At 42.2% G+C, this 26,438-nt stretch carries 27 protein-coding genes; 19 read left to right on the top strand and 8 right to left on the bottom strand.

Annotation, left to right across the window (positions count from 1 at the left end):
- Together tuf and CWC28_RS04390 are read left to right on the top strand one after the other, a co-directional pair.
- Positions 1-1,185, top strand: coding sequence for an elongation factor Tu (tuf, locus tag CWC28_RS04395; protein ID WP_063702537.1), 1,185 nt, complete (start codon positions 1-3; stop codon positions 1,183-1,185).
- A 416-nt stretch (positions 1,186-1,601) separates the two neighbouring features.
- Positions 1,602-2,246, top strand: a complete 645-nt coding sequence (locus CWC28_RS04390) for an outer membrane beta-barrel protein (protein ID WP_082874014.1) — start codon at positions 1,602-1,604, stop codon at positions 2,244-2,246.
- A 45-nt stretch (positions 2,247-2,291) separates the two neighbouring features.
- Here CWC28_RS04390 and CWC28_RS04385 read toward each other — a convergent pair whose 3' ends face one another.
- Positions 2,292-2,717 (bottom strand): TIGR02444 family protein, encoded by a 426-nt coding sequence (locus CWC28_RS04385; RefSeq protein ID WP_138624768.1) that lies wholly within the window; start codon positions 2,715-2,717, stop codon positions 2,292-2,294.
- Entirely contained in the window at positions 2,704-4,623 is a 1,920-nt protein-coding gene (locus CWC28_RS04380; protein WP_105174387.1) for an ATP-binding cassette domain-containing protein, read from the bottom strand. Before CWC28_RS04380 ends, CWC28_RS04385 begins: the two co-directional genes overlap by 14 nt.
- Positions 4,624-4,752: 129 nt before the next feature.
- On the opposite strand from CWC28_RS04380, the gene CWC28_RS04375 reads away from it, so the two are divergent.
- Complete coding sequence (locus CWC28_RS04375) at positions 4,753-4,956, top strand: YheV family putative zinc ribbon protein (RefSeq protein WP_054554491.1); 204 nt, start codon at positions 4,753-4,755, stop codon at positions 4,954-4,956.
- A 21-nt stretch (positions 4,957-4,977) separates the two neighbouring features.
- On the opposite strand, the gene CWC28_RS04370 is transcribed toward CWC28_RS04375, so the two are convergent.
- Positions 4,978-5,190: a SlyX family protein gene (locus tag CWC28_RS04370; RefSeq protein WP_063702531.1), complete on the bottom strand. Its 213-nt coding sequence runs from the start codon at positions 5,188-5,190 to the stop codon at positions 4,978-4,980.
- Entirely contained in the window at positions 5,177-6,175 is a 999-nt protein-coding gene (locus tag CWC28_RS04365; RefSeq protein ID WP_063702529.1) for a WD40 repeat domain-containing protein, read from the bottom strand. Before CWC28_RS04365 ends, CWC28_RS04370 begins: the two co-directional genes overlap by 14 nt.
- A 200-nt stretch (positions 6,176-6,375) precedes the next feature.
- Between CWC28_RS04365 and fkpA the strand changes: the two genes are divergently transcribed.
- On the top strand, positions 6,376-7,131 hold the full coding sequence (gene fkpA / locus CWC28_RS04360; protein ID WP_063702527.1) for an FKBP-type peptidyl-prolyl cis-trans isomerase: 756 nt from the start codon (positions 6,376-6,378) through the stop codon (positions 7,129-7,131).
- Positions 7,132-7,185: 54 nt separating this feature from the next.
- On the opposite strand, the gene CWC28_RS04355 is transcribed toward fkpA, so the two are convergent.
- Together CWC28_RS04355 and CWC28_RS04350 are read right to left on the bottom strand one after the other, a co-directional pair.
- Positions 7,186-8,232, bottom strand: a complete 1,047-nt coding sequence (locus CWC28_RS04355; protein WP_171038284.1) for a S66 peptidase family protein — start codon at positions 8,230-8,232, stop codon at positions 7,186-7,188.
- 146 nt (positions 8,233-8,378) lie between these two features.
- Positions 8,379-8,849, bottom strand: a complete 471-nt coding sequence (locus tag CWC28_RS04350; RefSeq protein WP_063702523.1) for an Rsd/AlgQ family anti-sigma factor — start codon at positions 8,847-8,849, stop codon at positions 8,379-8,381.
- A 613-nt stretch (positions 8,850-9,462) separates the two neighbouring features.
- On the opposite strand from CWC28_RS04350, the gene hemE reads away from it, so the two are divergent.
- The gene (hemE, locus tag CWC28_RS04345) at positions 9,463-10,527 is read left to right on the top strand and encodes a uroporphyrinogen decarboxylase (RefSeq protein WP_063702520.1); all 1,065 of its coding nucleotides are present in this window, start codon (positions 9,463-9,465) and stop codon (positions 10,525-10,527) included.
- A 46-nt stretch (positions 10,528-10,573) separates the two neighbouring features.
- Here the strand turns inward: hemE and sthA are convergent, their stop codons facing one another.
- Together sthA and CWC28_RS04335 are read right to left on the bottom strand one after the other, a co-directional pair.
- Positions 10,574-12,004 (bottom strand): Si-specific NAD(P)(+) transhydrogenase, encoded by a 1,431-nt coding sequence (gene sthA, locus CWC28_RS04340; RefSeq protein ID WP_054562900.1) that lies wholly within the window; start codon positions 12,002-12,004, stop codon positions 10,574-10,576.
- Positions 12,005-12,017: 13 nt separating this feature from the next.
- A complete protein-coding gene (locus CWC28_RS04335; protein ID WP_063702518.1) occupies positions 12,018-13,151 on the bottom strand; it encodes an acyl-CoA desaturase in 1,134 nt (377 codons plus the stop codon).
- A 116-nt stretch (positions 13,152-13,267) separates the two neighbouring features.
- Between CWC28_RS04335 and fabR the strand changes: the two genes are divergently transcribed.
- The 14 genes from fabR to CWC28_RS04265 all read left to right on the top strand — a co-directional run bounded on the left by fabR (position 13,268) and on the right by CWC28_RS04265 (position 26,388).
- The gene (gene fabR / locus CWC28_RS04330) at positions 13,268-13,900 is read left to right on the top strand and encodes an HTH-type transcriptional repressor FabR (protein WP_054554482.1); all 633 of its coding nucleotides are present in this window, start codon (positions 13,268-13,270) and stop codon (positions 13,898-13,900) included.
- A gap of 109 nt (positions 13,901-14,009) precedes the next feature.
- Entirely contained in the window at positions 14,010-15,158 is a 1,149-nt protein-coding gene (locus CWC28_RS04325; protein WP_063702516.1) for a hypothetical protein, read from the top strand.
- A 19-nt stretch (positions 15,159-15,177) separates the two neighbouring features.
- On the top strand, positions 15,178-15,834 hold the full coding sequence (locus CWC28_RS04320; protein ID WP_063702514.1) for a peptidoglycan-binding protein: 657 nt from the start codon (positions 15,178-15,180) through the stop codon (positions 15,832-15,834).
- A 3-nt stretch (positions 15,835-15,837) separates the two neighbouring features.
- Positions 15,838-17,550, top strand: a complete 1,713-nt coding sequence (locus CWC28_RS04315; protein ID WP_105174385.1) for a T6SS phospholipase effector Tle1-like catalytic domain-containing protein — start codon at positions 15,838-15,840, stop codon at positions 17,548-17,550.
- Entirely contained in the window at positions 17,535-18,047 is a 513-nt protein-coding gene (locus tag CWC28_RS04310) for a hypothetical protein (protein WP_063702510.1), read from the top strand. The genes CWC28_RS04315 and CWC28_RS04310 overlap by 16 nt, the downstream gene beginning before the upstream one ends.
- Before the next feature lie 9 nt (positions 18,048-18,056).
- Entirely contained in the window at positions 18,057-18,569 is a 513-nt protein-coding gene (locus CWC28_RS04305) for a hypothetical protein (protein ID WP_063702508.1), read from the top strand.
- Between the two features lie 2 nt (positions 18,570-18,571).
- Complete coding sequence (locus CWC28_RS04300; protein WP_240494359.1) at positions 18,572-19,105, top strand: DUF2931 family protein; 534 nt, start codon at positions 18,572-18,574, stop codon at positions 19,103-19,105.
- Positions 19,106-19,197: 92 nt separating this feature from the next.
- Positions 19,198-19,626: a DUF2931 family protein gene (locus tag CWC28_RS04295; RefSeq protein ID WP_171038283.1), complete on the top strand. Its 429-nt coding sequence runs from the start codon at positions 19,198-19,200 to the stop codon at positions 19,624-19,626.
- Between the two features lie 17 nt (positions 19,627-19,643).
- Positions 19,644-20,162 carry a DUF2931 family protein gene (locus tag CWC28_RS04290; protein WP_105174391.1) on the top strand — a complete coding sequence of 173 codons (519 nt, stop codon included), beginning with the start codon at positions 19,644-19,646 and terminating at the stop codon, positions 20,160-20,162.
- A 451-nt stretch (positions 20,163-20,613) separates the two neighbouring features.
- The gene (gene leuA, locus CWC28_RS04285; RefSeq protein WP_063702502.1) at positions 20,614-22,161 is read left to right on the top strand and encodes a 2-isopropylmalate synthase; all 1,548 of its coding nucleotides are present in this window, start codon (positions 20,614-20,616) and stop codon (positions 22,159-22,161) included.
- Positions 22,158-23,234, top strand: a complete 1,077-nt coding sequence (gene leuB / locus CWC28_RS04280; protein ID WP_063702500.1) for a 3-isopropylmalate dehydrogenase — start codon at positions 22,158-22,160, stop codon at positions 23,232-23,234. The genes leuA and leuB overlap by 4 nt, the downstream gene beginning before the upstream one ends.
- A 58-nt stretch (positions 23,235-23,292) precedes the next feature.
- On the top strand, positions 23,293-24,693 hold the full coding sequence (gene leuC / locus CWC28_RS04275; RefSeq protein WP_138624767.1) for a 3-isopropylmalate dehydratase large subunit: 1,401 nt from the start codon (positions 23,293-23,295) through the stop codon (positions 24,691-24,693).
- Positions 24,693-25,292: a 3-isopropylmalate dehydratase small subunit gene (gene leuD / locus CWC28_RS04270; protein ID WP_054562894.1), complete on the top strand. Its 600-nt coding sequence runs from the start codon at positions 24,693-24,695 to the stop codon at positions 25,290-25,292. Before leuC ends, leuD begins: the two co-directional genes overlap by 1 nt.
- A gap of 169 nt (positions 25,293-25,461) precedes the next feature.
- Complete coding sequence (locus CWC28_RS04265; protein ID WP_349304080.1) at positions 25,462-26,388, top strand: SRPBCC family protein; 927 nt, start codon at positions 25,462-25,464, stop codon at positions 26,386-26,388.
- Positions 26,389-26,438: the final 50 nt, after the last annotated feature.

Genomic DNA, 26,438 nt, shown 5'->3' with positions numbered 1-26,438 from the left:
ATGGCAAAAGAAAAGTTTGAACGCGTAAAACCGCACGTAAACGTTGGTACAATCGGCCACGTTGACCACGGTAAAACAACTCTAACAGCAGCAATCACAAACGTACTTGCGAAAGCATACGGTGGTCAAGCTAAAGACTTCGCATCAATCGATAACGCTCCAGAAGAGCGTGAGCGTGGTATCACAATCTCAACTTCACACGTTGAGTACGATACTCCAACTCGTCACTACGCACACGTAGACTGTCCAGGACACGCCGATTATGTTAAAAACATGATCACTGGTGCTGCTCAAATGGACGGCGCAATCCTAGTAGTTGCTGCGACTGACGGTCCTATGCCACAAACTCGTGAGCACATCCTACTTTCTCGTCAGGTTGGCGTACCTTACATCATCGTATTCATGAACAAATGTGACATGGTTGATGACGAAGAGCTACTTGAGCTAGTAGAAATGGAAGTTCGTGAACTTCTTTCTGAGTACGATTTCCCAGGTGACGACTTACCTCTAATCCAAGGTTCTGCTCTTAAAGCACTAGAAGGCGAAGAGCAATGGGAAGCGAAAATCATTGAACTAGCAGAAGCGCTAGATTCATACATCCCAGAGCCAGAGCGTGACATCGATAAGCCATTCATCATGCCTATCGAAGACGTATTCTCAATCCAAGGTCGTGGTACAGTTGTAACTGGCCGTGTTGAAGCTGGTATCATCAACGTGAATGACGAAGTTGAAATCGTAGGTATCAAAGAAACTACGAAGACAACTTGTACAGGTGTTGAGATGTTCCGTAAGCTTCTAGACGAAGGTCGTGCGGGTGAGAACATCGGTGCACTACTACGTGGTACTAAGCGTGAAGACGTTGAACGTGGTCAAGTACTTTGTAAGCCTGGTTCAATCAAGCCACACACTAAATTCACTTCAGAAGTATACGTACTTTCTAAAGATGAAGGTGGTCGTCACACTCCTTTCTTCAAAGGTTACCGTCCACAGTTCTACTTCCGTACAACTGACGTAACAGGTGACGTACAGTTACCAGAAGGCGTAGAAATGGTAATGCCTGGTGACAACATCAAGATGACTGTAGAGTTAATCTGCCCAATCGCGATGGACGAAGGTTTACGCTTCGCTATCCGTGAAGGTGGCCGTACAGTTGGTGCTGGTGTTGTTGCAACTATCGTTGAGTAATATCAACAGATAGAGCTTCACAGCTTATAAAAAGGTCGCCTAGGCGGCCTTTTTTAATGCCTGTAGAAAAGCTATCAGCTGTCAGACGTCAGACGTCAGATTAGATCGAGAGGGTTGTTTTTTAAACAGAGTTTCTTTGAATTCTGTTGTCATTGGTTAAATTTTTACAATTTGCCACTTTTTCATTTTCCTAACGCTTTATCTAGTTCTTCTCTTGAGTGAGAGCTTTTGAGGTTTCCTGCCATGATTTCGTAAACTTTTGCATTACTGTTGTTGCCGGCTTTTGTAGCTCAGAAAATTGGCTAACCAGGTCTGTGCTAGGAAAATTGCGAATATAATCAATATGATTGGTTTGTAGTAACTTTTGTAAATGCACTTTATAATGGGAATTTAACTCAAAACTATATAGGGAAGTAATGATCAAGGGTATTTTACTAGGGGCAGTGAGCTTATTGCCTAGCTTAAGTCATGCGGCAATCGTTGGTGAATTTTTAATCGGAAAAACAAAGAATAAATATCATACATATCAAGATTATGACTTAGGGGATAGTTACTCCTCTTCTCTTGATTCAGACTCTTTTGGTTTTAGATTGGGTTATGAATTTAGTGAGTATTTATCAATAGAAGTTGCGAAGCATGAGCATGGAGAGTCAGTCAATGAGTATACAGTGACTATCCCTGCTCAATTCCCAGGTGATTATGAAACCTCTTGGGATGTAAGAGTTCCAATAGAGGTTGAGTCAATTAGGCTTGGTGCAAAAGGAAAGTTTGAGGTTTATCAAGATTTCTTTATTAATGCTAGAGTAGGGATTGCTCATTGGGAGTACAAAGATGCTAACCCTGCTCACCTTGTACCAACGGAAAATATTAATGAGAAAGAGAGTGGTAATGATATTTATGGGGCTTTAGGCTTCGACTATCAATTTACAGATCACTTTTTCTTGGGTTTTGAATACTCAGTGTTAGGTATTAAAGAATCTAAAGAATACGACTACAGTGGGGTTGTTAAGTATAAACATGACATTCAGGATCTTTCTATTGTACTTGGCTGGAGATTTTAAGCTGTGTAGGAAAGTTTAGCTAAGTACAAACATCTAAAGCGGAGTTTATATATTTGCCTTTGAATATAGCGCTATATTATTGGGTTTAACACAAGGTATTAGCTCAAAATTATTTACTCTATTGACTAGTATCGCTTGCTGTTGCTTTTCAAGTTTTAATTCTGCGCTAAGTAGCTCTTTGCGAATGGTGGGGTAGTCTGAAATCTCGGTTTGAATGGTTTTAAGGTAGGTGCGTGTGGCTCGTAGGGGCTGTAAAGCCTGTTGATCAAATTCGGCAATGCACGACTCAAGCTCACTCAGTTGAGAGGGGGTTACAGCCAGCTCTAAAGAATCAAGATAATAAAGCAGCAGGCAAAGGTTCACATTTTTGCCTTGCTGGTCTTGATAGCCTAGTAGCTTGGTTTGCATGCCGTCTTTGCTGTAAAGCTGACATGCAAACTGCCAAAACTGTTCGCTGTTAAGCGGTTTCATCGGCAAAGGCCTGCTCTTTTTCTTCAAGCTCTTCAAGTGCCATAAGCAGCTCTTCTTCAACGTTATTAAGCTTTGGGGTTAAGCTTGCTTGCTTAGTGAGTAGCTCTGTCAGTTTTGCTTTATTCTCATCACTGTATAAATCATTGTCGGCAAGTGCGTTTTCGATTTCTCCAAGCTCTGTAGAGTACTTATCAAGTTGCTTTTCCAGCTTTTCGATTTGCTTTTTCAATGGTTGCACTGACTTTCTGAACTCAGCTTCTAAGCGCTTTTGCTCTTTGCGGTTAACGCTTGAATGTGCTTTAGGTGCATTGTCTTCAGGGCTTTTAGCGGCTTCTTTATTGGCATTCAGTAGCCATTGGTAATAGGCATCAAGGTCATAACCAAACTGTGTTACTTCGCCGTTATCAACGAGGTAATACTCATCAGCGGTGTTTTTAAGCATGTGACGGTCGTGCGATACGGTCACCATAGCGCCTTCGAAGCCTTGTAGCGCCATCACTAAGGCATGACGCATTTCTAAATCTAGGTGGTTGGTTGGCTCATCCAGTAACAGTAGGTTTGGCTTTTGATATACCAGCATTGCTAGTACTAAACGGGCTTTTTCACCGCCAGAAAATGGCGCAACTGGTTCAAGTGCTTTATCGCCAAAGAATGCAAAGCCGCCTAAAAAGTCACGCAATGATTGCTCAGGAGCTTGTGGATTTAAACGTTGTAAATGGGTCACTGCACTGGCTTTTAAATCAAGTGACTCAAGCTGATGCTGCGCAAAGTAACCAATATTTAAGCCCTGATGCTGAAATACTTCACCTGCTTGAGGTTGCAAATCGCCAGCTAATAATTTAATCAGTGTTGATTTACCCGCACCATTTCGGCCAAGCAGCGCAATACGGCTACCCGGCACAAGGTTTAGCTTAATGCTGTGTAAAATGGTGGTGTCGCCATAGCCTGCTTTGGCTTGGTCGAGGGTCATTAGCGGGTTTGGTAGCGCTGTTGGCTCGGCAAACTCAAAATCAAAAGGTGAGTCAACATGGGCTGGGGCTAACTTTTCCATCCGCTCTAGGGCTTTTACGCGGCTTTGTGCTTGCTTAGCCTTACTAGCTTTTGCTTTAAAGCGCGTAATGAACTTTTCTAGGTGAGCAATTTGTTCTTGTTGCTTTTCGAACATCGCTTGTTGTTGTAATAATCGCTCTGCTTTTTGGCGTTCGAATTGTGAGTAATTGCCTTTATAAACATTTATTTTTTGTGCGTCTATGTGCCAAATTTGGTCAACTACGGCATCTAAGAACTCTCGGTCATGGGAGATAAGCACTAGAGTGCCTGTGTAGGCTCGTAAAAAACGTTCTAACCAGTAAACCGCATCGAGATCTAAGTGGTTGGTTGGCTCATCCAGCAGTAATAAATCGGCATCACGAATAAGTGCTTGTGCTAAGTTTAAGCGCATACGCCAACCACCAGAAAAGGCACTCACTGGGTTGTCTATTTGCTCATTACTAAAACCTAAACCGTGTAATAGCTCACCAGCTTTTGCTTCAATGCTATAACCTTGAATATGTTCTAGGCCAATATGTGCTTTTGCCTGCGCATCGCCGTCGTTATTTTGCTCAGCTTCGCGAAGTGCAATTCTTAGCGCGTAATATTCAGGATGACCTTGTAATACATAATCGAGGGCACTGATTTCGAGCGCAGGTGTTTCTTGCTTTACAGAGGCAATTGACCAGTCTTTAGGAATTTGGCATTCGCCGGCATCGAGTTGCAATTCAGACTTTAGTAGCGCGAACAGCGTTGATTTACCACAGCCATTAGCGCCCACAAGGCCGACTTTATGCTCTGGGAATAAGGTGGCAGAAGCCCCTTTTAGTAAGGCGTTACCACCACGTAGAAGTTCGATGTCTGAAATTTGGATCATGAATGTTTACTTGCACAGCACTGATTAAATTGCCGCTATCATAACACGGATCACATTAGCCTTCGCAATCGTATCAAACAGAGAATTATTAGGCTAAAATAGCCGCCTACATGCCACGGGAGATCATCTATGAGACAAAGAAAACGCTTTATTGCTGGCGCATCGTGCCCTGAATGTAAGGCCATGGATACCATGATGCTTTATAAAGAACATGATGTGGAAAAAGTGGAGTGCGTACAGTGTGGTCACAAAATGACGCAACCAGAGCAGGCAGTTCAGGCCTCAACGCGTCAATTCGAACAAGTGATTGGTGTGTTCAAGCCGGGCGATTAATACCCGGCTCTATTCACCTGATTAATAATGAGGTGGAGGCGGCTCTTGAAGCTGTGACATTAAAGAAGGCTGCTGCGCTTCTTTAATCTTTTCTGCAAGTAACTCAGTCTGGCGTTTCATTTTTGCCAGCTGCTGTTGGTGCGCTTTAAGCTCATCATTCAATATTTCAATTGTTTCATCTTGAAAAGCGACTTTTGCTTCAAGTTCCATTAAACGATGTTCAATTGTATTCATTTGATTCTCTTAGATTAAAACTTTCAGCGAATCCGCTGGAGCTTTCGGTTAATAACGCTTGGTTGTTATCAGTAAACGCAACATCTAACACCACGGCTGATTTCGGGCGGCTTCCTTCTCGAGGAATCACTTGCCACGTATGTAACTTTTTACCTGACTCTAGCTGCCATAAATCGACCAATCGATTGGGTGAACCTGTTGCAAGTAAAGTGCCCTCATCATTAAAACGGACGGCGGTAAAAATTTTCTGACGCGCAATATACGCCAGTTTGCTAACAAGATCACCTGTAGTCAGTTGCCATACATTTGCTTGCTTCATACTGTCTGCGGTAAATGCGTATCGACCTTGTGGATCAAGGGCAACTTGAGTAACGCGACTTGGGTGGTTAAAGCGATGGATCACTTGCCCTGTGCGAGTGTCCCAAAAGTAAGCTACATAGTCATTTGAGCCGCTTATGGCGTAGTGGCCGTTAGGTGAAAGGTCAACAACATTGACTTTTTCTTGGTGGCCAAGGAACTCTATACGTCTGCCACTCTCTAAGTCGAGGTAAACGACTACACCGTCGGCGCGGCCATATAACACACTGCGCCCTTGGTTACTTATCGCGATATCTCGAATTGTTGAGGCGTGTATTTTGTAATAACCCGTGTTGTTGCCCGTGGCAATGTCCCACACTGCAAAGGTGGACTTTTCAGCGGTAACTGCATGGCTATTGTCGTAAGAGATAGCAACAGTATGAACCAAGCTATCTTGATTTTGTTGTTGAAACCATTGGTATTTTAGCACCTGTTGTTGATTATCCCACAGTGCGACCCCATGGTGTATTGATGAGATTAAGCTGTATTTGCCATCGTGCGACAGCGCACTGGCGAAGGCACCTTTAGCCGCATGCTCATAGCGTGCAGTTGATTGCTCATGTTGCTCAGAGCACGCTACAACTAAGCAAAGGCTGAGCAGATACAAAAAAGTACGAAATATCGACATATTACGAGTATTTCCCCTTAACTCTTAGTGATTGAGAGGTTAGACTAGGTCTCGTTGAAGGCCTAGGTTGTTAGTCTAATCGCTGATCATGCATAAGCATGACATTAGTTATTAGACAAGCAGCCTACCATGTAGGTCGTTAATCTTTAACTAGTAATAATACAATAATTGACAACTGCAAAGTGTGTCGGAGATATAAAATGAGAAAGACGATTAAATTGTCATTGATTGCAGCGTCAGTTTTAGCGCTTACAGCTTGTAATCAGGAAGCAAAAAAAGAACAGCAAGTTGAAGTTAAACTAGAGACTGAAGCTCAGCAACAAGCATACGGTATTGGTGCGTCTGTTGGTAACTTCTTAAACCAAGACCTTGCTGATAAAAAAGCGTTAGGTGTTGAACTAGACGAAGCGCTTCTTAAGCGTGGTTTTGAAGACGCGCTAGCAGGTAACGCTAAACTTGATGACGAAAAAATTCGTGAAGTGTTAACGGCGCTTGACCAAAGCATTCGCACTAAACAACAAGAAAAAGCGAAAGTAGAAGCTGAGAAGAGCAAAGCTGAAGGCGAAAAATTCCTAGCTGAAAACGCGAAGAAAGAAGGCGTGACAGTAACTGAATCTGGCCTACAGTACGAAGTGATCACTGAAGGTGAAGGCGAAAAGCCAGTAGCAACTGACGTTGTTAAAGTACACTACAAAGGCACTTTATTAGACGGTACTGAGTTCGATAGCTCTTACTCACGTAACGAACCAACTACGTTCCCACTTAATCGTGTGATCCCAGGTTGGACTGAAGGTTTACAATTAATGCCAGTTGGCTCTAAGTACAAGTTCACTATTCCATCTGAACTTGCATATGGCGAGCGTGATCTTGGTAAGATCCCAGCTAACTCAACGCTTGTTTTCGAAGTAGAATTACTTGAAATCCAAAGCGATGACAAAGCTGTACCAGCTGAGTAATATTATACTCAATAAAAAAGGGCCGATTGGCCCTTTTTTTACGCATTAAGTTTATTAACTAAATGCCGTTTCTTTCATTTTTAATGTGCCACTATCAGCATCAAGCTCAACCACAGTGCCAACAGGCAAGATAAATTGGCGCTTAATATGGCCAATCATAGCTCCACGATAAGCAGGAATTTCCAGCGGTTTTATATAATCTGCAAAAATATCGTCAAGGGTTAAAGAGCCATAACCACGGCCAGGCTTACAGTCATTACAATCGCCAAACACAAAGCCCGCAATTTTATCAAGTGCGCCCATGAGTTTGAGTGTGCTCATCATTCTGTCAATTCGATACGGCGCTTCGTCGATATCTTCTAAAAATAAAATTGCGCCATTAAAGTCAGGTAAATAATTCGATCCTGCAAGGGCTGTCAGTACCGTTAAGTTACCGCCGATTAATCGTCCAGAGGCTTTACCTGATGTGATCGTTTGGGTCAGGTACTGAGTGTTAACAAGCTCATCATCGGCTTTTGGTAAGTTTTGGAAATGCATCAACTTACGCGCTTCGAACATGTTCTTAAATTGCGCGACATGAAACGGGTTCCAGTCACTCGATGCATTTGGGCCATGGAAGCTGATTAGCCCAGCTTGAGAGAGTAGTGCATTGTGTAGAGCGGTAATGTCCGAATAGCCCATCAGAGGTTTTGGGTTGTTACGGATCATTGCGTAGTCGAGCAAAGGTAAAATACGGGCAGCGCCTGAACCGCCACGTAAACACAAAATGGCATCAACCTCTTTGTCACTGAATAAACTGTTTAAATCGCCGGCTCGCATTACATCAGTGCCAGCTAAATGACCGCGTCTTGCTAAAATGTTTGGTGCAAGCTTAGCCTTGTAACCCAGCGCCTCTATAACGCCTTTTGCTAGTATGATATCAGCCTGTTCAGCAGTGGCAGCTGACGGGCTACACACACCAATTGTGCCGCCTTTTTCCAGCGCTTTTGGCTTAATTAATGTTTGGGTACTGCTATTCTGAGCAGCCATTAAAGGAGCTGATGTTATACTTGCGCCAGCAGCAAGGATTGAAAGTGACTTTAAAAATGACCGTTTATTCATAGCGAGCCTCATGTTTTTATAGTATGAGTATCGCATTGAAGAAAATATTTCAAATATTTGTTACGAATGGAATAGATGATTCTTTTTAGGCAGGCAAAAAAGGTGTTTTTCAGCAGAGAGTGTTTCTCTGCTGTGCAACTAAGCTGTTAGCTGGTGTGATTAGAATAAAGGTTATCGATTAACTCATCTTCTAATTCAAAGCGTAATTCAAGCGCTTCACCTAATGTTGATAAATCTTTATCAAACTCATCAAGCAAGTCATCTTTGTCAACTTCTGCGTATTTGTCGTTAAAGTCGAGTGCTACATCTGTGGTTTCAGAAATGCGCGGGTATAAGGCATTAGCCAGCTTTTGGCTTTCAGGACCTTTTTCTTCACACGCTTTGGCAATGTCGTCGTAAATTTCGAAATGGCCAGCAGAAAGGTAATCCATCAGAATTTGGCAAAAGTTTTGAATTTGCAGTTGATCAGGAAGGGCGTGATCTTTCTTTTCGTACGGTGAAAAGCCTGCAATACGGCAGAACAACACAAGCAGCTCTTGACGTTCTGTGAGCCATTTGTCGATTACAGAGTGACTACCACCCCATTTTTGTTGAGCTTTTTCCAAACGCGTCAGCATATTTCATCTCCTCGCTGAGTAGGTTTTCCTTTGTATATATAAAAAGGAAATATGACACAAAGATCAACTAAATTCTTAGTGTCTAATTGCAACAGATTGTAAAAGTCATTCTAAAGACATATTTTTCAGCGCTGAATAGGCCAAAAAATAACCTTGTTTTTAGAGTGGACTTTTTTTTGCTCTCATTGCAGTGTATGGGAATTGATTCAAAACTACTAGTATTAATTTTGCAATTTTTATCTAAGCGGAGGAGTTGTAATTTGCTGATTTAGAAAAGAAAAAACCACCAAAATTGGTGGTTTAATTCTTTTTCTAAGACTTGTTAAAACAAGCGTTCTTATTATTATGGGAAGATTGTTGTTCTTATTGTTATAAGATTTTTATTATTGTTTTTGTTAACGCGGGATAAGTTATACCAAGCTTTTTTGTATGTTGCAAATTTATTAATAGAAAGTTTTAAATTTATTTTGTTTTCGCTCAAAAAACACACTATAGGCTTAGGTTGGCTTAAAAAACATGATCTATATCTAGCCTTGATTATCTATCCATAGTGAGACGCGCAATATGGTGATACAATCTGCTCAATTTCATTCAGTTCTAGGATTCTATACGCATGAGCGAATTAAAAAACGATCGTTATTTACGTGCACTACAAAAGCAACCTGTTGATGTCACACCGGTATGGATGATGCGCCAAGCTGGCCGTTATTTACCTGAATACCGTGCTACACGTGCCCAAGCAGGCGACTTTATGAGTTTATGTAAAAACGCTGAACTTGCTTGTGAAGTAACGTTACAGCCATTACGTCGTTATCCGCTTGATGCTGCAATTCTATTCAGTGATATTTTAACTATTCCTGATGCTATGGGCTTAGGTCTTTACTTTGAAACAGGTGAGGGCCCGAAATTCGAACGTCCGATTTCTTCATTAGCAGATGTTAAAAAAATCCCAAAAATCGATCCAACTGATGAGCTTGGTTATGTAATGAATGCGGTAAGTACGATTCGCCGCGAATTAAAAGGTGAAGTACCGCTAATTGGTTTCTCTGGTTCACCTTGGACACTTGCTACTTACATGGTTGAAGGTGGTAGCAGCAAAACATTCGGTAAAATCAAGAAAATGGCCTTTGCAGAACCACAAACACTGCACCTATTACTTGATAAGTTAGCGGACTCAGTAATCGACTATTTAAACGCGCAAGTTAAAGCGGGCGCGCAATCGTTAATGGTATTTGACTCATGGGGCGGTGTATTAAGCCCACGTGATTACAATGAGTTTTCATTACAATACATGCACAAGATTGTTGATGGCTTAATTCGCGAACATGATGGCCGTAAAGTACCAGTGACGTTATTTACTAAAAATGGTGGTCAGTGGATTGAAGCAATTGCAGCAACAGGCTGTGATGCAGTAGGTCTAGACTGGACTATTAACATCGGTGATGCAAAGCGTCGTGTTGGCGATAAAGTCGCGCTGCAAGGTAACATGGACCCAGCAATGCTGCATGGTACGCCTGAGCGCATTCGCCAAGAAGTTGCCACTATCCTAGAAGACTTTGGTACAGGTTCTGGCCATGTGTTCAACCTAGGTCACGGTATTACACCAGATGTAGACCCAGAAAATGCAGGTGTATTTATCAACGCCGTTCATGAATTCAGTGGTAAATACCACAAATAAGCAAAAGCTAGTCATAAAAAAGCCCGCATTAAGCGGGCTTTTTTATTTACTTAAACAAACGATTTAAACCATTTAATGCGGCTACGCGATAGGCTTCAGCCATAGTCGGGTAGTTGAACGTGGTATTTACAAAGTAATCAATGTTATTACCGCCGTTCTTTTGTTCCATAATAGCTTGACCGATGTGAACGATTTCAGAGGCACGCTCACCGAAGCAGTGCACACCCAGTACTTCTTTGGTATCAACATGGAATAAAATCTTTAAGCTACCCACCTCAGTGCCTGCAATTTGCGCACGCGCTAAATGCTTAAATTGAGCACGGCCTACCTCGTAAGGGACTTTTGCAGCAGTTAACTCTTGCTCGGTTTTACCCACTGAGCTCATTTCAGGGATTGTATAAATACCTGCTGGGATATCAATGATCAGCTTCTCATCGCAATTACCACATGCAATCGCATCGGCTGCAATACGGCCTTGGTCAAATGCTGCACTGGCAAGGCTTGGGTAACCAATGACATCACCCACAGCATAAATGTTGTCGACTTCTGTTTGGTAAGTTTCGTTCACCTTAAGCTGACCACGACCATCCGCTTTTAGGCCAACAGCTTCAAGGTTTAATGTGTCTGTGTTACCCGTACGGCCATTGGCAAATAAAATACAGTCAGCTTTTACGCGCTTACCTGATTTTAAGTGCATTACCACACAATCATCGCGAGTTTCTACGCGATCAAACTCTTCATTATGACGAATAACAATGCCGCTATTCCAAAAGTGATAGCTCAGAGCATCTGAAATTTCTGCATCCATAAAGGCAAGTAGGCGGTCACGGGTATTCACTAGGTCAACCTTGGCGCCTAAACCTTTAAAAATAGAGGCATACTCACAACCAATTACACCAGCACCATAAATGAGCACACGATGAGGGTCATCTTCAAGGCCTAAAATGGTATCGCTGTCGTAAATACGTGGATGTTTAAAGTCTACACCCGGTGGACGATAAGGGCGCGAGCCAGTAGCAATAACGATTGTTTGTGCAGTAAGCGTTTCAAATGAACCGTCTAGGTGCGTTACTTTAATGGTGTGTTTATCAATAAACTCAGCATCACCTTGATACATATGAATGCGGTTACGTTCATAAAAGCTGCTACGTAAATTAGATTGCTTTGAGATGACGTTACTTGCGTGGCGCAAAATATCTGGGAAAGTTAAGCGGTTAGGGCGCTCACTAATATTAAATAGCGGGTTTGCTTTATATTCAATATAACGACTTACAGAGTGACGTAATGCTTTTGACGGGATAGTACCCCAGTGCACACAACCGCCACCTACTGCTTCTTGACGCTCAATAACAGCGACTTTTTTGTTACTTTTAGATAGGTTCATGGCGGTACCTTCACCGCCAGGACCTGTACCTATGATGATCGCATCATATTGATAAGATGGAGTATCTTTTTGCTTTACTTGTTGTTTGGCCACAGCCGCTCCTATGTTAACTAAAAGAGGCTTTTAACAACCTCGCATTTAGTGCAAGCCAAGCCTGCTTTTGGTTTTCCCAAGCGGCTTCAAGCTCGTGATATTGTGTCATTAATGCTGATTTTTCACACTGTTTCATCATTTTATTACGTTTGATTTCTAACACGCGCCTTTGCAAGGCACAGAAGTGTTGCAGTTTTTTCAGCAGTAAATCGTACTCAGATTGTAATAATGTAAGCTTATCTTGCGCTAAAGGCAATTTTGCAAGGCGACCTTGGGTCTTACTCATCAAGGTTTCTGCTTTGGCTTTTTCGATTCGCTCAATCGGTGTGCGCTTTAATTTTGAAGCAAGACCGATTGCCGCTAAAGAGCGGATCATCCATTTAGTTGGATCATAGTGATACCACTTAATGCCATTGCGATAGTCGCTAGCAAAAATGTGGTGGAAGTTATGATAGCCTTCACCGTATGTGAATAGCGCTAAAAAGCCATTATCACGGGCAGTGTTTTTTTCTGTGTATGGACGTGAGCCCCAGATATGCGCCAGCGAGTTGATAAAAAAGGTAAAGTGCTGGCTCAATACTAAGCGCAGTAAACCAACCAATAATAACATGCCCCATACATCGCCAAGCATTAAACCAAGTAGTAAAGGAATACCAAAATTAGTCGCGACGACTAACTTCATATAGTGACGGTGTTGCCACATAACGACTTTGTTTTTTTGTAAGTCACGGCAGTTACTGTAGTTACCGTATTGCTCGCCTTGATAATCGCGCAGCATCCAACCGATGTGGCTATACCAAAAGCCATTAGTAGCGGCGTAAGGGTCTTTGATTGGATCATCAACTTGACCATGGTGAATACGGTGATCGCTACTCCAGTGCAAGGCGCTATTTTGTAATGCAAAAGCACCACCTAAGGCAAAAATCACTTCAATAACAGGATGCACATCATAGGCTTTGTGTGCCCACAAGCGGTGATAACCTGCAGTAATAGAAAGTCCGGCGTAGAACATACAGCCAACAAAGGCTATCCACTGTGTACTGGTGTATCCGTAGCTAAAGCCATACCAAGGAACAAGGGTGATCGCGGCCAAAAATGTAAGGCTAAAAAATAGCACATTGGTCCAAATAATCGGTGGTTTTTTCATCTGAATAAATCTCGGCGTACAGTTGTACGCTAAAATAGTGTTTCATTCTCTCCGCGTCAAGTATTAGACTGTCTCATTAACCGAAAAATCATTAAAAGTTCACGCTGGGAGTTTCCATGTCGGGTGTTAGAGCGCAACAGAAACAAAAAACACGACAAGCACTAATCGAAGCTGCATTCAATCAATTGAGTGCCGATCATAGTTTTTCTAATTTAAGTTTGCGTGAAGTTGCCCGTGAAGCAGGGATTGCCCCCACCTCTTTTTACCGCCACTTTAAAGACATGAATGAGCTCGGTTTGACCATGGTTGATGAAGCCGGTTTGACACTTCGCCAACTTATGCGCCAAGCGCGTCGCCGTATTGAGAGCGGCGGTAGTGTGATCACGACATCAATCGTGACCTTTATGGAGTTTATCGATAACTCGAGCAACCAATTTAGATTGTTATTGCGTGAGCGCTCAGGAACTTCAAAAGCATTTCGCGCTGCGGTTGCTCGTGAAATTAAACATTTCATTTTAGAGCTTGCGCATTACCTTGAAAGCGAAACTCCGTGCGACCCAACTCATGCATATATTCAAGCCGAAGCCATGGTGACTTTAGTATTTAACGCCGGTGCCGAAGCCCTCGATATTGAAGGGACACAACGTGAAGAACTGGTTGAACGCTTGATCTGGCAATTACGCTATATTGCTCGCGGTGCCACTTTGTATGGCCGTGATAGTAAAGGTAGTGTAGAAAAAACAGCCTAAAGCATGGTGGATTTTTGTTCCCATTTTGTGTATCGTTTTTTGTTTAAATCAGTAACTGAATTCTAAATAGTCAGTTACGCCACAAAATGAATAAATAGCGAGGACGCATATGCTCACCAAGGATCCGGTGAATGATACTCATGCCCATTTTTTAGAACAGAGTGAAGAAACAACGGTAAAAAACAGCCCAAGCTTTCGGGAGCTGAGCCGCAGTTTGTTATACTCGTTACCGAAACATGTGCAAAAGAAAATTCAAGATAACTTGTTTGGCGTATTAGACGCTCATCAGGTCTCACAATTTCGAGATGACAAACGCTGCCAGTTTTGGATTAACCAAAATGGTTGGAAGCGAGTTCCCTACAGTCAGTTTCGCCATGTCTATAGCCGAATTGCGCTATACCCAAAAAGCGCCACTATTTCAAAGAACCATAGCTCAGAGGCTGCTAGCAATGCAACATCAGCTGATTTAAGAGATCAACAAGCTAGGCTATTACAAAGCAATGGCTGTGAGGGACAACCCAACAGGATAGATCAACACATAACTTATACTCGTCGTGTTATCCGCCCAACAGCAACTCAGCAATTTCAACCTACGTTAGCTCTTTATAAGCCTGTTGCAAATAGTAAGGTAGAGTTAAAAGCATCTCACCAAGTTCGGCAAAATTTTACAACCCATGTGCTCCAAGCATCTGAAACGGTAGAAATGTTAGCTCAACAATATACAGGCTATAAAAATGCGAACCTTATTTATGATTACAATTTGGGGTTTAGTCGTGCTAAGCCCGCACCGGTAGGTACTGGATTGATAGTTCCCAATGGTTGGAAATTAAATATAGAAGGCTCCTGCAGTAATTGCCGCAGTATAGATATAGTTTGGCAAGGGCCTACAAATGGTCAAATTACATTGCAATTAGAAAAAAAGCGCCCAGATGAAATATCGTTTTGGCAGCATTATTTTGTTGTGAAGCCAGGTGTTTATGCTGTCACTGTGAGTGCGTCAGGTCTTGTGGAAACCACCTCTTTTACAGTGCTTCAACCAACACAAGAATATGAAATTGAATTGCTTGATCAAGCAGGTAACCCACAGGCAAACATGGGCTATAAAATTCGCTTGCGTAATGGGCATGTAGTCAGTGGAGTATTAGATAGTAAGGGTTATGCCCACGTATCAGGTCCTGACTTTGAAAATGCTAAAATAAGTTTTCATGAGTTAGATGACAAAGACTGGCAGGTGGCCAGCCCTTCCCGTAATGAATAAATTTATAAGGATATAATTTATGACCTTACAACATACTGTGTCGCAAGGCGAAACCTTGCTACGCATTGCTCGTCAATATGGGTTTAGAACCTCTAATGGTCTTTACTTGCATCCGCTTAATGCTGAGTTTCGTTCATTAAGGCCTGAACCTAACCAAATTTACCCCGGCGACGTAATTGCTATTCCAGCAAAAGTTGAAAAATTCATGCCACTGAAAACAGGTAGTAAAAACTCTTTTATGGTGCGTGATGAAAAAGAATTCTTTCGTTTAAAACTAGCTTACGAAAATGGCGAGCAAATTACGGGAAAGCGCATTGTACTGAATATCGCAGGGCAAACAATTGATACCGTCATAGCAGAAGATGGCTTAATTGAAGTAGAGCTCACCGAAAATGAAACGCTTACAGGGCAAGTAGATTTATATCTCAATGACGAAGACACCACACCAACAAAGAGTTTTGCTATTCAAGTTGGGCACTTAGACCCTATTGAAACCTTGTCAGGAGTGCAAGGGCGTTGCAATTTACTTGGGTTTGATTGTGGGAAGGTTGATGGAATTAATGGATCAAAAACACAAACAGGTGTTAAAGCTTTTCAGCTTGCACAGCAGTTGCAAGTTGATGGCATAGCAGGGCCTATTACTAAACGTCGTCTTGTTGACGTATACGGAGCATAAGTAATGAGCCAAGCAATGCCAATGGCAGTAAACCTTGTTAATACACTTGTTATTAATACCGGTGCGGGTGCAACAACAAAGCATATTATTGTAAAAGTACTGGGCGATGTTGATGTAGAAATACAGCTATTTTCACAAGGCAACAAGGTCGTAGTTGAAAAACAAGCAGCGCAGCACTACCGTTTTAATAACCTGTCGCAAGATACACCTTATACACTCAAAGCAATTGTTGCTGGTAAGGCCGAGTTTACTCTTGTTAATGAGCAGCAATTTGCAGACTATTTTAATTCAAACACGGTAAAGTCATTCAATATTGGTAGTAAGGGCGGCCCGCAACTACTTCAACATAAAATTTTACCGAAAGGCCATGTAGAACTCACCTTACTTGCCGAACCGCCTTGCTTTGGGGTGTTTTTTGATGGCACAGGTAATAACCGTTTTAACGACATACAAGACTCAACAGACAGCAAAGAGCCCACGAATGTTGTTAAGTTGTTTGAGTTATATCCATTTCAAACCTATAAATCTCGGTATTATGCCGAAGGGATAGGCACTAAAGCGAATAAAAAAGACTCAACACTAGATATGGGCTTGGCGTTTAGTTTTGATGAGCGCATAAAAAAATCTTTAATATCATTGAACCGTTTTATAAGGAACAGTAATTTTGAGCACATTAGCATCGCTTTAATTGATGTATTTGGCTTTAGCCGAGGTGCAGCCCAAGCCCGAGCGTTTGTTAATCAGGTCAATGCAATTTATCAACATAAGCCAAATTATTGGGGCGGCATTAAGCCTGTTATTCGTTTTGTGGGCTTATTTGATAGTGTTGCATCTATTGGCGGCGATGGCGATAACAACCACAGTGAGTTTTACGCCGATGACGAACTTGACTACCCCGTTAATTTAAATTTAGCGAGCAGCAGTGCCGGGTATGTGATGCACTTAGCTGCGTTTGATGAAAAGCGCGATAAATTCCCTCTTAGCTCATTACTCAATAGTAATAAGCAGCTATCAGAAAACCACAAAGAAATTGAGCTGCCTGGCGTGCACTCAGATATAGGTGGCGGTTATGGCCCCGTTGAAACGAGCATTCTTTACCCTCGGCAGTATATTGCGGGCCAAGCCGGTGAGCCAGAGCACGACAAAGAACTCGTACAGCTTAAACAGTCACTTGAACAAAAATATTATTGGCCAACAATTAATATTCAATTTAAAGCAAGCCGGCCAAGAATAAACCGACAACCAAAGCGAATTTGGAATAAATCAGAAAATACAATTTACACCAGCTACAGGCCGTATTGGCGCCGTAAATTAAGTAATATTCTACCGCATTATAGTTTAGCGCTAATGCACGAAACGGCTGTAAATCAAGGGGTGCCGTTGCAAAACCTAGCAGAGCTTGCCAACCGCAAGCAAGCCGATGGTCAGGCTTTTCCTTATGTTTTACCAAGCGAGCTTAAATCGCTTGTAGATACAGCGCGCAGTTTTGGCCCGCAAAGTGATGCCTGGCATGCTTTATACAAAGACTACATTCACCATAGTGTTAAATACGCGGCAACGATTGATGCGATAGCTCACGGCCCCGAAGAAGAAGCAGAATTTACCACCAAAAACCAACAGCGCGAGCTTTTTTATAACCAGCCAAGTCAAGCTGAAACAAGCTCACAATGGCAATCACAACTAATAAATGGATACCGACTATGGACAAGTTTATAAAACCACTCATCTCAATTGTATATGCTTTGTTTTTAGCCGGTTGCTCGTCAACGGGAAAAATAGATTATATGGTCGTATCTGGCTCAACTGATGAAGGTAATGATATTTTTGCTACATTAGTAAAATTTGATGAGCGGTGGAGTGTCCCTGCAGGTGCAATGTCGTGTTGCCGAGCTACGGCAGGTGCAATGGCCGGAGTTTATGAGCAAAAATTCCCGGAAAAAGTTGAAGTTGAATGGCTCGATAAATCAGAAAATAGAATTTACTACGGTGAAGTGGCCATAGATAAGGTGGGGTATAAATTAGCTAAAAACTTACCTAATTTTAGTTATTACACAGGTGAAGTTGAGGACGAGATTTTTCCCTACCTAATTATTGGCATGGGTGAGACAGGTGAAATAAAAGTGTGGATATCAAATACACCTTCAGCAGGATTCACAGGCCGTGTATTACATGAACTTGGCTCTGGGCAAGCGCAATGGCGCGAGAATAAATAAAAACCGACTATGGACAAGTTTATAAAACCACTCATCTCAATTGCATGTGCTTTGTTTTTAGCCGGTTGCTCGTCAACGGGAAAAATAGATTACATGGTAGCAGGCGTAGGCACTGAGAATGGGAATGCTATTTGGGGGCGCTCAGTGGTATTTGATGATACATGGGGCATACCATCAGGAGCAATTGAGTGTTGTTATGCTGAGGCTGGTGGTACAGTCAGTTTGTACGACCAAAAATTCCCGGAAAAAGTGGCGGTTGAATGGCTCGATAAATCAGAAAATAGAATTTATTACGGTGAAGTGGCCATAGATAAGGCGGGATATAAATTAGCTAAAAACTTACCCCCATTCACTGCGCACACAGGTAAAGTTTTTAACGATGTAAAACCTTATTTAATTATTGGTATGGGTGAGACCGGTGAAATAAAAGTGTGGATATCAAATACACCTTCAGCAGGGTTCACAGGCCGTGTATTACATGAACTTGGCTCAGGGCAAGCGCAATGGCGCGAGAATAATTAAAAATGCATTTAGTTACTATGGACAAGTTTATAAAACCACTCATCTCAATTGCATGTGCTTTGTTTTTGGCCGGTTGTTCGTCAACGGGAAAAATAGATTACATGGTTGCAGGAGGTGCGACACAAAAAGGTAACCAAATTTGGGTGCAGGCAATTACTTTTGATGATAGTTGGGGGGTTCCTATGGGAAGCCTCGGTTGTTGTTGGGAAAGTGCAGGCAAAACAAGTGGTGTATACGACCAAAAATTCCCAGAAAAAGTGGTAGTTGAGTGGCTCGATAAATCAGAAAATAGAATTTATTACGGTGAAGTAGCCATAGATAAGGCTGGGTATAAATTAGCTAAAACCTTACCTGCTTATACATGGGTAAGCACAGGAGAGATAGAAACAAATATAACCCCTTACTTGATTATTGGTATGGGAGAAACTGGCGAGATTAAGGTTTGGTTATCAAATACAAGCTCAGAAATGAATAGGGTTGGTCGTGTATTACATGAACTTGGCTCTGGGCAAGCGCAATGGCGCGAGAATAAATAAAAACCGACTATGGACAAGTTTATAAAACCACTCATCTCAATTGTATGTGCTTTGCTTTTAGCCGGTTGCTCGTCAACGGGAAAATAGATTACATGGTTGCAGGAGGTGCAACAGAAAAAGGTAACCAAATTTGGGTGCAGGCAATTACTTTTGATGATAATTGGGGGATTCCTATGGGAAGCCTCGGTTGTTGTTGGGAAAGTGCAGGCAAAACAAGTGGTGTATATGACCAAAAATTCCCAGAAAAAGTGGTAGTTGAGTGGCTTGATAAATCAGAAAATAGAATTTATTACGGTGAAGTGGCCATAGATAAGGCAGGGTATAAATTAGCTAAAAACTTACCTAATTTTAGTTATTACACAGGTGAAGTTGAGGACGAGATTTTTCCCTATCTAATTATTGGCATGGGTGAGACAGGTGAAATAAAAGTGTGGATATCAAATACACCTTCAGCAGGGTTCACAGGGCGAGTATTACATGAACTAGGCTCAGGGCAAGCGCAATGGCGTGAGAATAAATAAAAATGCACTTGGCAACGATGGACAAGTTTATAAAACCACTTATCTCAATTGCATGTGCTTTGTTACTGGTAGGTTGCTCGACAACGGGAAAAATAGATTACATGGTCGTATCTGGCTCAACTGATGAAGGTAATGATATTTTTGCGACATTAATAGAATTTGATGGGCGGTGGAGTGTCCCTGCAGGTGCAATGTCGTGTTGCCGAGCTACGGCAGGTGCAATGGCCGGTGTTTATGGGCAAAAATTCCCCGAAAAAGTGGCGGTTGAGTGGCTCGATAAATCAGAAAATAGAATTTACTACGGTGAAGTGGCCATAGATAAAGCAGGATATAAATTAGCTAAAAACTTACCTGCATATTCATGGGTAAGCACAGAAGAGATAGAAAAAAATATAACCCCCTACTTGATTATTGGTATGGGAGAAACTGGCGAGATTAAGGTTTGGTTAACTAATGCGCGCTCTGAAAGGAATAGAATTGGCCGTGTATTACATGAACTTGGCTCAGGGCAAGCGCAATGGCGTGAGAATCAATGATGTTTTTAGATTACCTCACTAAATAATTAGATTTTTTCCTCATACTGTTACTTTATGTGTATGTGATAACTATCACATTTAAAAGTTAATCTAAGCAATAGAAGCTTTACCTTCCGAAACTTTAAACGTTCAATGCATTTAGTTGGGTTTAATTAACCTTTAAAGTGTGCTTTTATGGATTTTTAATTTCAGTAAGGCGATTTAAAAATCGATTTTGTGGAAAAATTATGCTTGCAAGCAGGTTTTTTGAATGTTAAAAATACAGCCACTGAACACACATTTAGTAAATTAAGATGCAAATTACACATTCAATTACATTAAAACTAAACCTCTTACTGCTTAAATCAGTGAGCGGGGCTTAGTGTATTTGCATTTGTAGAACATTAAAAAACCCCGCAACCGCGGGGTTTTTTTTATCTCGCTAATGGGTCATTGGGAACGAGGACAGTTTATGAAAGATAAGGTTTGGATTTTTGACACAACGTTACGTGATGGTGAGCAAGCATTAAAAGCAAGCCTAACCGAAGACGACAAAATTCAACTTGCGCATACCATTAGCCGCTTAAATGTGGATGTAATGGAAGTGGGTTTTCCGGTATCTAGCCCGGCAGATTTTCGCTCTGTACAGCGCATTGCGACTGAAGTGAAAGGGCCGATTATTTGTGGCTTAGCACGTGCTGTAGCAAAAGATATTGAAGCATGTGGTGAAGCACTTCGCCCGGCAGAGCAGGGCCGTATTCATACATTTATTGCAACCAGCCCATTACACCTTGAGCACAAATTACGTATGAGCTTAGACGATGCAACAGCGATGGCTGTTAAGTCGATTAAACTTGCGCGTAACTACACCGATGACGTTGAGTTTTCGTGTGAAGATGCAGGTCGTACACCGCATTGGGATTTATGCCGTATCGTTGAAAGTGCTATTGATGCCGGTGCATCAACTATCAACTTACCTGACACCGTAGGCTATGTAACGCCAGACGAATACGCTGCGATGATCCACCACTTAATGAACAATGTACCAAATATCGACAAGGCGCGTTTAAGCGTGCATTGCCATAACGATTTAGGTTTAGCGGTTGCTAACTCAATCGCTGCAGTACAAGCCGGTGCTCGCCAAATCGAATGTACAATAAATGGCATTGGTGAGCGCGCAGGTAACTGTTCGCTTGAAGAAGTGGCGATGATCATGAAGATGCGTGAAGACCACTTAAAAGTGCATACCGATATTCGCAGTGAAGAAATTTACCGTGCTTCGCGTCAAGTCGCGAAGATTTGTAATATGCCAGTACAACCAAACAAAGCAATTGTTGGTGAAAATGCCTTTGCACACAGTTCAGGGATCCACCAAGACGGCGTATTAAAAGCCCAAAACACTTACGAAATAATGTCGCCAGAAAGTGTCGGTGTACCTAATAACCAATTAAACATGACTTCGCGTTCAGGTCGTCATGTTATTGAGCATCGTTTAGAAGAGTTAGGCTATCAAAAATCTGATTACGATATGGATAGCTTATATGAGAGTTTCTTAGCATTAGCAGACCAAAAAGGCACTGTGTATGACTACGACTTAGAAGCGATGATTTACTTTAATCAAATCAAAGATAAAGACGAAAAGTATCAACTTGAGTTTGTTAACTCTACGTCTAACTCACAATCAGTGGCGAGCTCAACAATCGGCATGACAATTGATGGCGAGTCTAAGCAAGAGGCAGCAACGGGTAATGGTCCTGTAGAAGCATCATTCTTAGCAATTGAGCGCTTAACGGGTATGTCGGTCGAAATGATTGAATACAACCTAGAAGCAACAGGCCAAGGTGCCAGCTCACTAGGACAAGTGAATATTATCGCTAAATACGATGGTCGCCCATATCACGGCGCGGGCATTGCAGCGGATGTGGTTGAAGCGTCGGTACGCGCTATGATCCGCGTTTATAACTTAATTTATCGTGCACAAAAAGTGTCTGATTTAAAACAACAGAGGAAAGCAGGATGAGTCAATCGAATTACAGTATCGCAGTATTAGCAGGCGACGGGATTGGTCCAGAAGTTATGGCAGCAGCAGAAACCGTCTTGGATGCTGTGAGCGAAAAATTTGGTTTTACTTTGACTCGTCATCACCACGCAATTGGTGGTGCAGCCATTGATGAATTTGGTCAGGCACTGCCGCAAAGCACACTGAGTGCCTGCGAAAATGCCGATGCGATTTTATTTGGCTCGGTAGGCGGCCCTAAGTGGGAAAACTTACCACCGAATGAGCAACCTGAGCGAGCTTCACTATTGCCACTACGTAAGCATTTTGGTTTGTTCTGTAATTTACGCCCAGCACAATTATTACCAGCACTAAGTGCTGCATCACCGCTACGTGCAGATATCAGTGCACAAGGCTTTGATATCTTATGTGTTCGTGAGCTAACCGGTGGTATTTATTTCGGTGAAAAAGGCCGCAGTGGCGAAGGGGAACAAGAAGTTGCTTTCGATACCCAAACATATTCACGTAAAGAAATTGAGCGCATCGCACGCTTTGCATTTGAAGCTGCTAAGTTGCGTAGTAATCATGTTACTTCGGTTGATAAAGCGAATGTATTAGCGTCAAGTGTACTTTGGCGTGAAGTGGTCACTGAAGTGAGTAAAGACTACCCAGAAGTGAGCCTTGACTACATTTATGTTGATAACGCGGCAATGCAATTAGTTAAACAGCCAAGTCAGTTTGATGTATTACTTTGCGATAACTTATTTGGCGACATTCTGTCTGATGAGTGCGCGATGATCACCGGCTCTATGGGCTTATTACCATCAGCGAGTTTAAATCAGTCTGGCTTTGGTTTATATGAACCTGCTGGTGGCTCAGCACCAGATATCGCTGGCAAAGGGGTTGCAAACCCTATCGCACAAATTTTAAGTGCTGCGCTTATGCTGCGTTATTCTCTAGGGCAAGATGAAGCGGCTCGTACGATTGAAAAAGCGGTAGCAGAAGCGGTTGAAGCAGGTGTTGGTACGCCAGATATCTACCCAAATGCAGGGTACACCACTAGTGATGTTGCTGCGGCAATTGTGGCACGTATTTAATTAAAAATTGTTTGCGCTGAGCTCGTCACTCAGCGTAACTAAAATGAGGGAATAGCAAGTGGCCCAAACCTTATACGATAAAATTTGGCAAGCTCATGTAGTCGCCAGCATAAATGATCAAACCGATTTACTTTATATCGACCGTCACCTAGTTCATGAAGTTACATCGCCGCAAGCCTTTGCGGGTTTACGTGAGAAAAACCGCAAAGTACGTTGCCCAGAAAAAACCTTTGCGACCATGGACCATAACGTTTCAACAAAAAGTCGCTCATTAGATGCTGCGAGTGAAGTGTCGAAAAATCAATTAATGGCACTGGATGCAAACTGTAAAGAGTTTGGTATTCAACTTTATGATTTAAATTCGATTAATCAAGGTATTGTGCATGTAATGGGGCCTGAACAGGGTATTACCTTACCGGGCACAACCATAGTGTGTGGTGACAGCCATACCTCTACCCACGGTGCATTTGGCGCACTAGCGCACGGTATTGGTACTTCAGAAGTTGAGCATGTTCTAGCCACTCAAACGCTACAGCAGAAAAAAGCCAAGTCATTAAAAATTCAAATTAATGGTCGCCTGCGCCCAACTGTTACTGCAAAAGATTTAATCATGGCGGTGATCGGTAAATTAGGCACTGCGGGTGGTACTGGCTATGTTGCTGAGTTTTGTGGCGAAGGGATCGAAGCGCTGTCTATGGAAGCGCGTATGACGCTTTGTAATATGAGTATTGAAATGGGCGCAAAAGCGGGTTTAATCGCACCAGATCAAACAACTTATGATTATTTAAAAGGTCGCCCATTTGCACCACAAGGTGCTGACTTTGATAGTGCCGTTGCCTACTGGCAAACACTAAAAACTGATGAAGGCGCAGAGTTTGATCATGTTGTTGAATTAGAGGCCGCTGATATTCAACCGCAAATTACTTGGGGTACCAGCCCTGAGCAAGTGATTGGCGTAGATGAATGTATTCCTGATCCTGAGCAAGAACCAGATTTAATCAAAGCTGATGCGATTCGTAGTGCACTAAAATATATGGGTTTAAAAGCCGGTGATAAATTGTCTTCTGCGACTGTAGATACCGTATTTATTGGCTCATGTACAAATAGCCGAATTGAAGATTTACGTGCTGCTGCGCAAATTGTTGAAGGTAAGCAGGTTGCAACGGGTGTTGAAGCGCTGATTGTTCCTGGTTCTGGCCTTGTAAAAAAACAAGCCGAAGACGAAGGTCTTGCAGATATCTTCAAAGCAGCTGGCTTTGAATGGCGTGAGCCAGGTTGTTCAATGTGCTTAGCAATGAATGACGACAGATTAGAAGCCGGCAAACGCTGTGCGTCGACATCAAATCGTAACTTTGAAGGACGCCAAGGTCGTGGTGGACGCACTCACTTAGTGAGCCCAGCAATGGCTGCGGCAGCGGCAATTCATGGTCGTTTTGTTGATATCAGAGGAGAAGCCTAATGAGCGTATTTTTTAGTGGCTTAATGGCCCCGTTAGATAAAAACAATGTTGATACTGACCAAATTATTCCAAAGCAGTTTTTAACGTCGACCAGCCGTGATGGCTTTGATGCGGCGCTTTTCTACGATTGGCGTTATTTAGATAACGGCGAGCCAAACCCTGAGTTTATTTTGAACCGCCCTTGTTACCAAGGTGCGCAAATTCTTTTAACTCGCGACAATTTTGGTTGTGGTTCATCGCGTGAGCACGCGCCATGGGCATTAAAGCAATATGGTTTTGAAGTGATCTTAGCGGAAAGCTTTGCAGATATTTTCTTTAATAACTGTGGCAATAACCAAATGCTTGCTATCGCATTACCTGCAGAAACACTTGAGCAATTATTTGTGCTGAGTGAACAGCATGATGATATTCATATCGAAGTTGATTTAGAAAACCAACAACTTCGTAGCGATAAGTTTGACACTATTCACTTTGATATTCGCCATGACATTAAAGAGCGTTTATTAAGCGGCTTAGACTTTATCGGTGTGACTGAAACACTTAACAGCCAAATTGATGCCTTTGAGCAGCAACTTGCAGCAGAACGCCCTTGGCAATAACCTGTTTTTTCCATGTGAACCTAAACGCGGCCAAGGCCGCGTTTTTATTTGTTTCTAAAAAAGAAAGTTGCTAATTTGGTTTGTAAAATAACGAAAACAACAAATAACTATGTGGCCTCTTTCTCCTAAATCTATCGGCATCTTGATGGGGGTGCTTTACGGCATCAGCATGCGCATCTTTCTTGAAATTAGCGAAACGTTTAATTTCGGTAGCCTTGTTACTATTTCGTTTATGTTTTTAGTGCCTGTTGCTATTGGGTTTATACGGGTACATTTTGAATATAATCAACTGTCGCCGATGACATATGGAAGAATGGCGGTGATAGCTTGGCAGCCTATTTTTGTGTTCTTATTTGTCAGTGTAGTAACGCTATTAGAAGGGAGTATCTGCGTTGCAATGGCTCTCCCTGCATTTATGGTCTTTGCTAGTATTGGCGGTATGTTAGCAGGGCTATGCCACCGCCTTTGGGAAAAGAAAAGCAACAAAGCGGTGATGTCGGTAGCTTTGTTGCCTTTAATCTTTTCTCCTTTAGAGCTCAACTTTTTACACTTATCGAAAACTTACGAAGTTAAAAATACAATTGTTATCAATGCGCCTGTTGATGTTGTGTGGCAACAATTAGCTAATGTTAGCCAAATTCATGAGGGCGAATATCCAAGTTCATTTTCGCAATTAATTGGTATTCCTAGGCCAATTCGAGCTGATATGAGTGGTGTTGGGGTAGGTGCAATTAGAACCAGCCAGTGGCAGAAAAATGTTGTATTTAAAGAAGTGATAACCGAGTGGCTGCCGAATGAGAAAATGCTTTATAACTTTGAGATTGACCCAGAGTTAATTCCTGATCATGCACTTGATCAGCATGTGAAATTAGGTGGGGAATATTTTTCGCCACTGCATGGTGGTTATGAGTTAGTTGCAAGTGGTAATAATCAAACGCTGTTAAGCCTTAAAACGACGGTACTTGATAACACTAACTTTGGCATTTATTCGCGAGTATGGGGGGAAGTAATCTTTCAGGATTTTCACCGAGCACTTCTCAAGCTAATGAAAGATCGCGCTGAAAATGACAACAAATTAGTTGTAAAAACAGGATGACCACTCGCTGTCTAGCAGCTTATCGTAATTGTTTTCTTTATGGCCTTTAA

The organism is Pseudoalteromonas sp. S4492, from assembly GCF_005886115.1.
Taxonomy (GTDB): Bacteria; Pseudomonadota; Gammaproteobacteria; order Enterobacterales; family Alteromonadaceae; genus Pseudoalteromonas; species Pseudoalteromonas gelatinilytica.
This window is presented reverse-complemented; position numbering and strand designations above follow the sequence as displayed.

Coding starts and splice junctions, on each gene's coding strand:
- tuf (WP_063702537.1), top strand. CDS start 1: ATGGCAAAAGAAAAGTTTGAACGCGTAAAACCGCACGTAAACGTTGGT.
- CWC28_RS04390 (WP_082874014.1), top strand. CDS start 1,602: ATGATCAAGGGTATTTTACTAGGGGCAGTGAGCTTATTGCCTAGCTTA.
- CWC28_RS04385 (WP_138624768.1), bottom strand. CDS start 2,717: ATGAAACCGCTTAACAGCGAACAGTTTTGGCAGTTTGCATGTCAGCTT.
- CWC28_RS04380 (WP_105174387.1), bottom strand. CDS start 4,623: ATGATCCAAATTTCAGACATCGAACTTCTACGTGGTGGTAACGCCTTA.
- CWC28_RS04375 (WP_054554491.1), top strand. CDS start 4,753: ATGAGACAAAGAAAACGCTTTATTGCTGGCGCATCGTGCCCTGAATGT.
- CWC28_RS04370 (WP_063702531.1), bottom strand. CDS start 5,190: ATGAATACAATTGAACATCGTTTAATGGAACTTGAAGCAAAAGTCGCT.
- CWC28_RS04365 (WP_063702529.1), bottom strand. CDS start 6,175: ATGTCGATATTTCGTACTTTTTTGTATCTGCTCAGCCTTTGCTTAGTT.
- fkpA (WP_063702527.1), top strand. CDS start 6,376: ATGAGAAAGACGATTAAATTGTCATTGATTGCAGCGTCAGTTTTAGCG.
- CWC28_RS04355 (WP_171038284.1), bottom strand. CDS start 8,232: ATGAATAAACGGTCATTTTTAAAGTCACTTTCAATCCTTGCTGCTGGC.
- CWC28_RS04350 (WP_063702523.1), bottom strand. CDS start 8,849: ATGCTGACGCGTTTGGAAAAAGCTCAACAAAAATGGGGTGGTAGTCAC.
- hemE (WP_063702520.1), top strand. CDS start 9,463: ATGAGCGAATTAAAAAACGATCGTTATTTACGTGCACTACAAAAGCAA.
- CWC28_RS04335 (WP_063702518.1), bottom strand. CDS start 13,151: ATGAAAAAACCACCGATTATTTGGACCAATGTGCTATTTTTTAGCCTT.
- fabR (WP_054554482.1), top strand. CDS start 13,268: ATGTCGGGTGTTAGAGCGCAACAGAAACAAAAAACACGACAAGCACTA.
- CWC28_RS04325 (WP_063702516.1), top strand. CDS start 14,010: ATGCTCACCAAGGATCCGGTGAATGATACTCATGCCCATTTTTTAGAA.
- CWC28_RS04320 (WP_063702514.1), top strand. CDS start 15,178: ATGACCTTACAACATACTGTGTCGCAAGGCGAAACCTTGCTACGCATT.
- CWC28_RS04315 (WP_105174385.1), top strand. CDS start 15,838: ATGAGCCAAGCAATGCCAATGGCAGTAAACCTTGTTAATACACTTGTT.
- CWC28_RS04310 (WP_063702510.1), top strand. CDS start 17,535: ATGGACAAGTTTATAAAACCACTCATCTCAATTGTATATGCTTTGTTT.
- CWC28_RS04305 (WP_063702508.1), top strand. CDS start 18,057: ATGGACAAGTTTATAAAACCACTCATCTCAATTGCATGTGCTTTGTTT.
- CWC28_RS04300 (WP_240494359.1), top strand. CDS start 18,572: ATGCATTTAGTTACTATGGACAAGTTTATAAAACCACTCATCTCAATT.
- CWC28_RS04295 (WP_171038283.1), top strand. CDS start 19,198: ATGGTTGCAGGAGGTGCAACAGAAAAAGGTAACCAAATTTGGGTGCAG.
- CWC28_RS04290 (WP_105174391.1), top strand. CDS start 19,644: ATGGACAAGTTTATAAAACCACTTATCTCAATTGCATGTGCTTTGTTA.
- leuA (WP_063702502.1), top strand. CDS start 20,614: ATGAAAGATAAGGTTTGGATTTTTGACACAACGTTACGTGATGGTGAG.
- leuB (WP_063702500.1), top strand. CDS start 22,158: ATGAGTCAATCGAATTACAGTATCGCAGTATTAGCAGGCGACGGGATT.
- leuD (WP_054562894.1), top strand. CDS start 24,693: ATGAGCGTATTTTTTAGTGGCTTAATGGCCCCGTTAGATAAAAACAAT.
- CWC28_RS04265 (WP_349304080.1), top strand. CDS start 25,462: ATGCGCATCTTTCTTGAAATTAGCGAAACGTTTAATTTCGGTAGCCTT.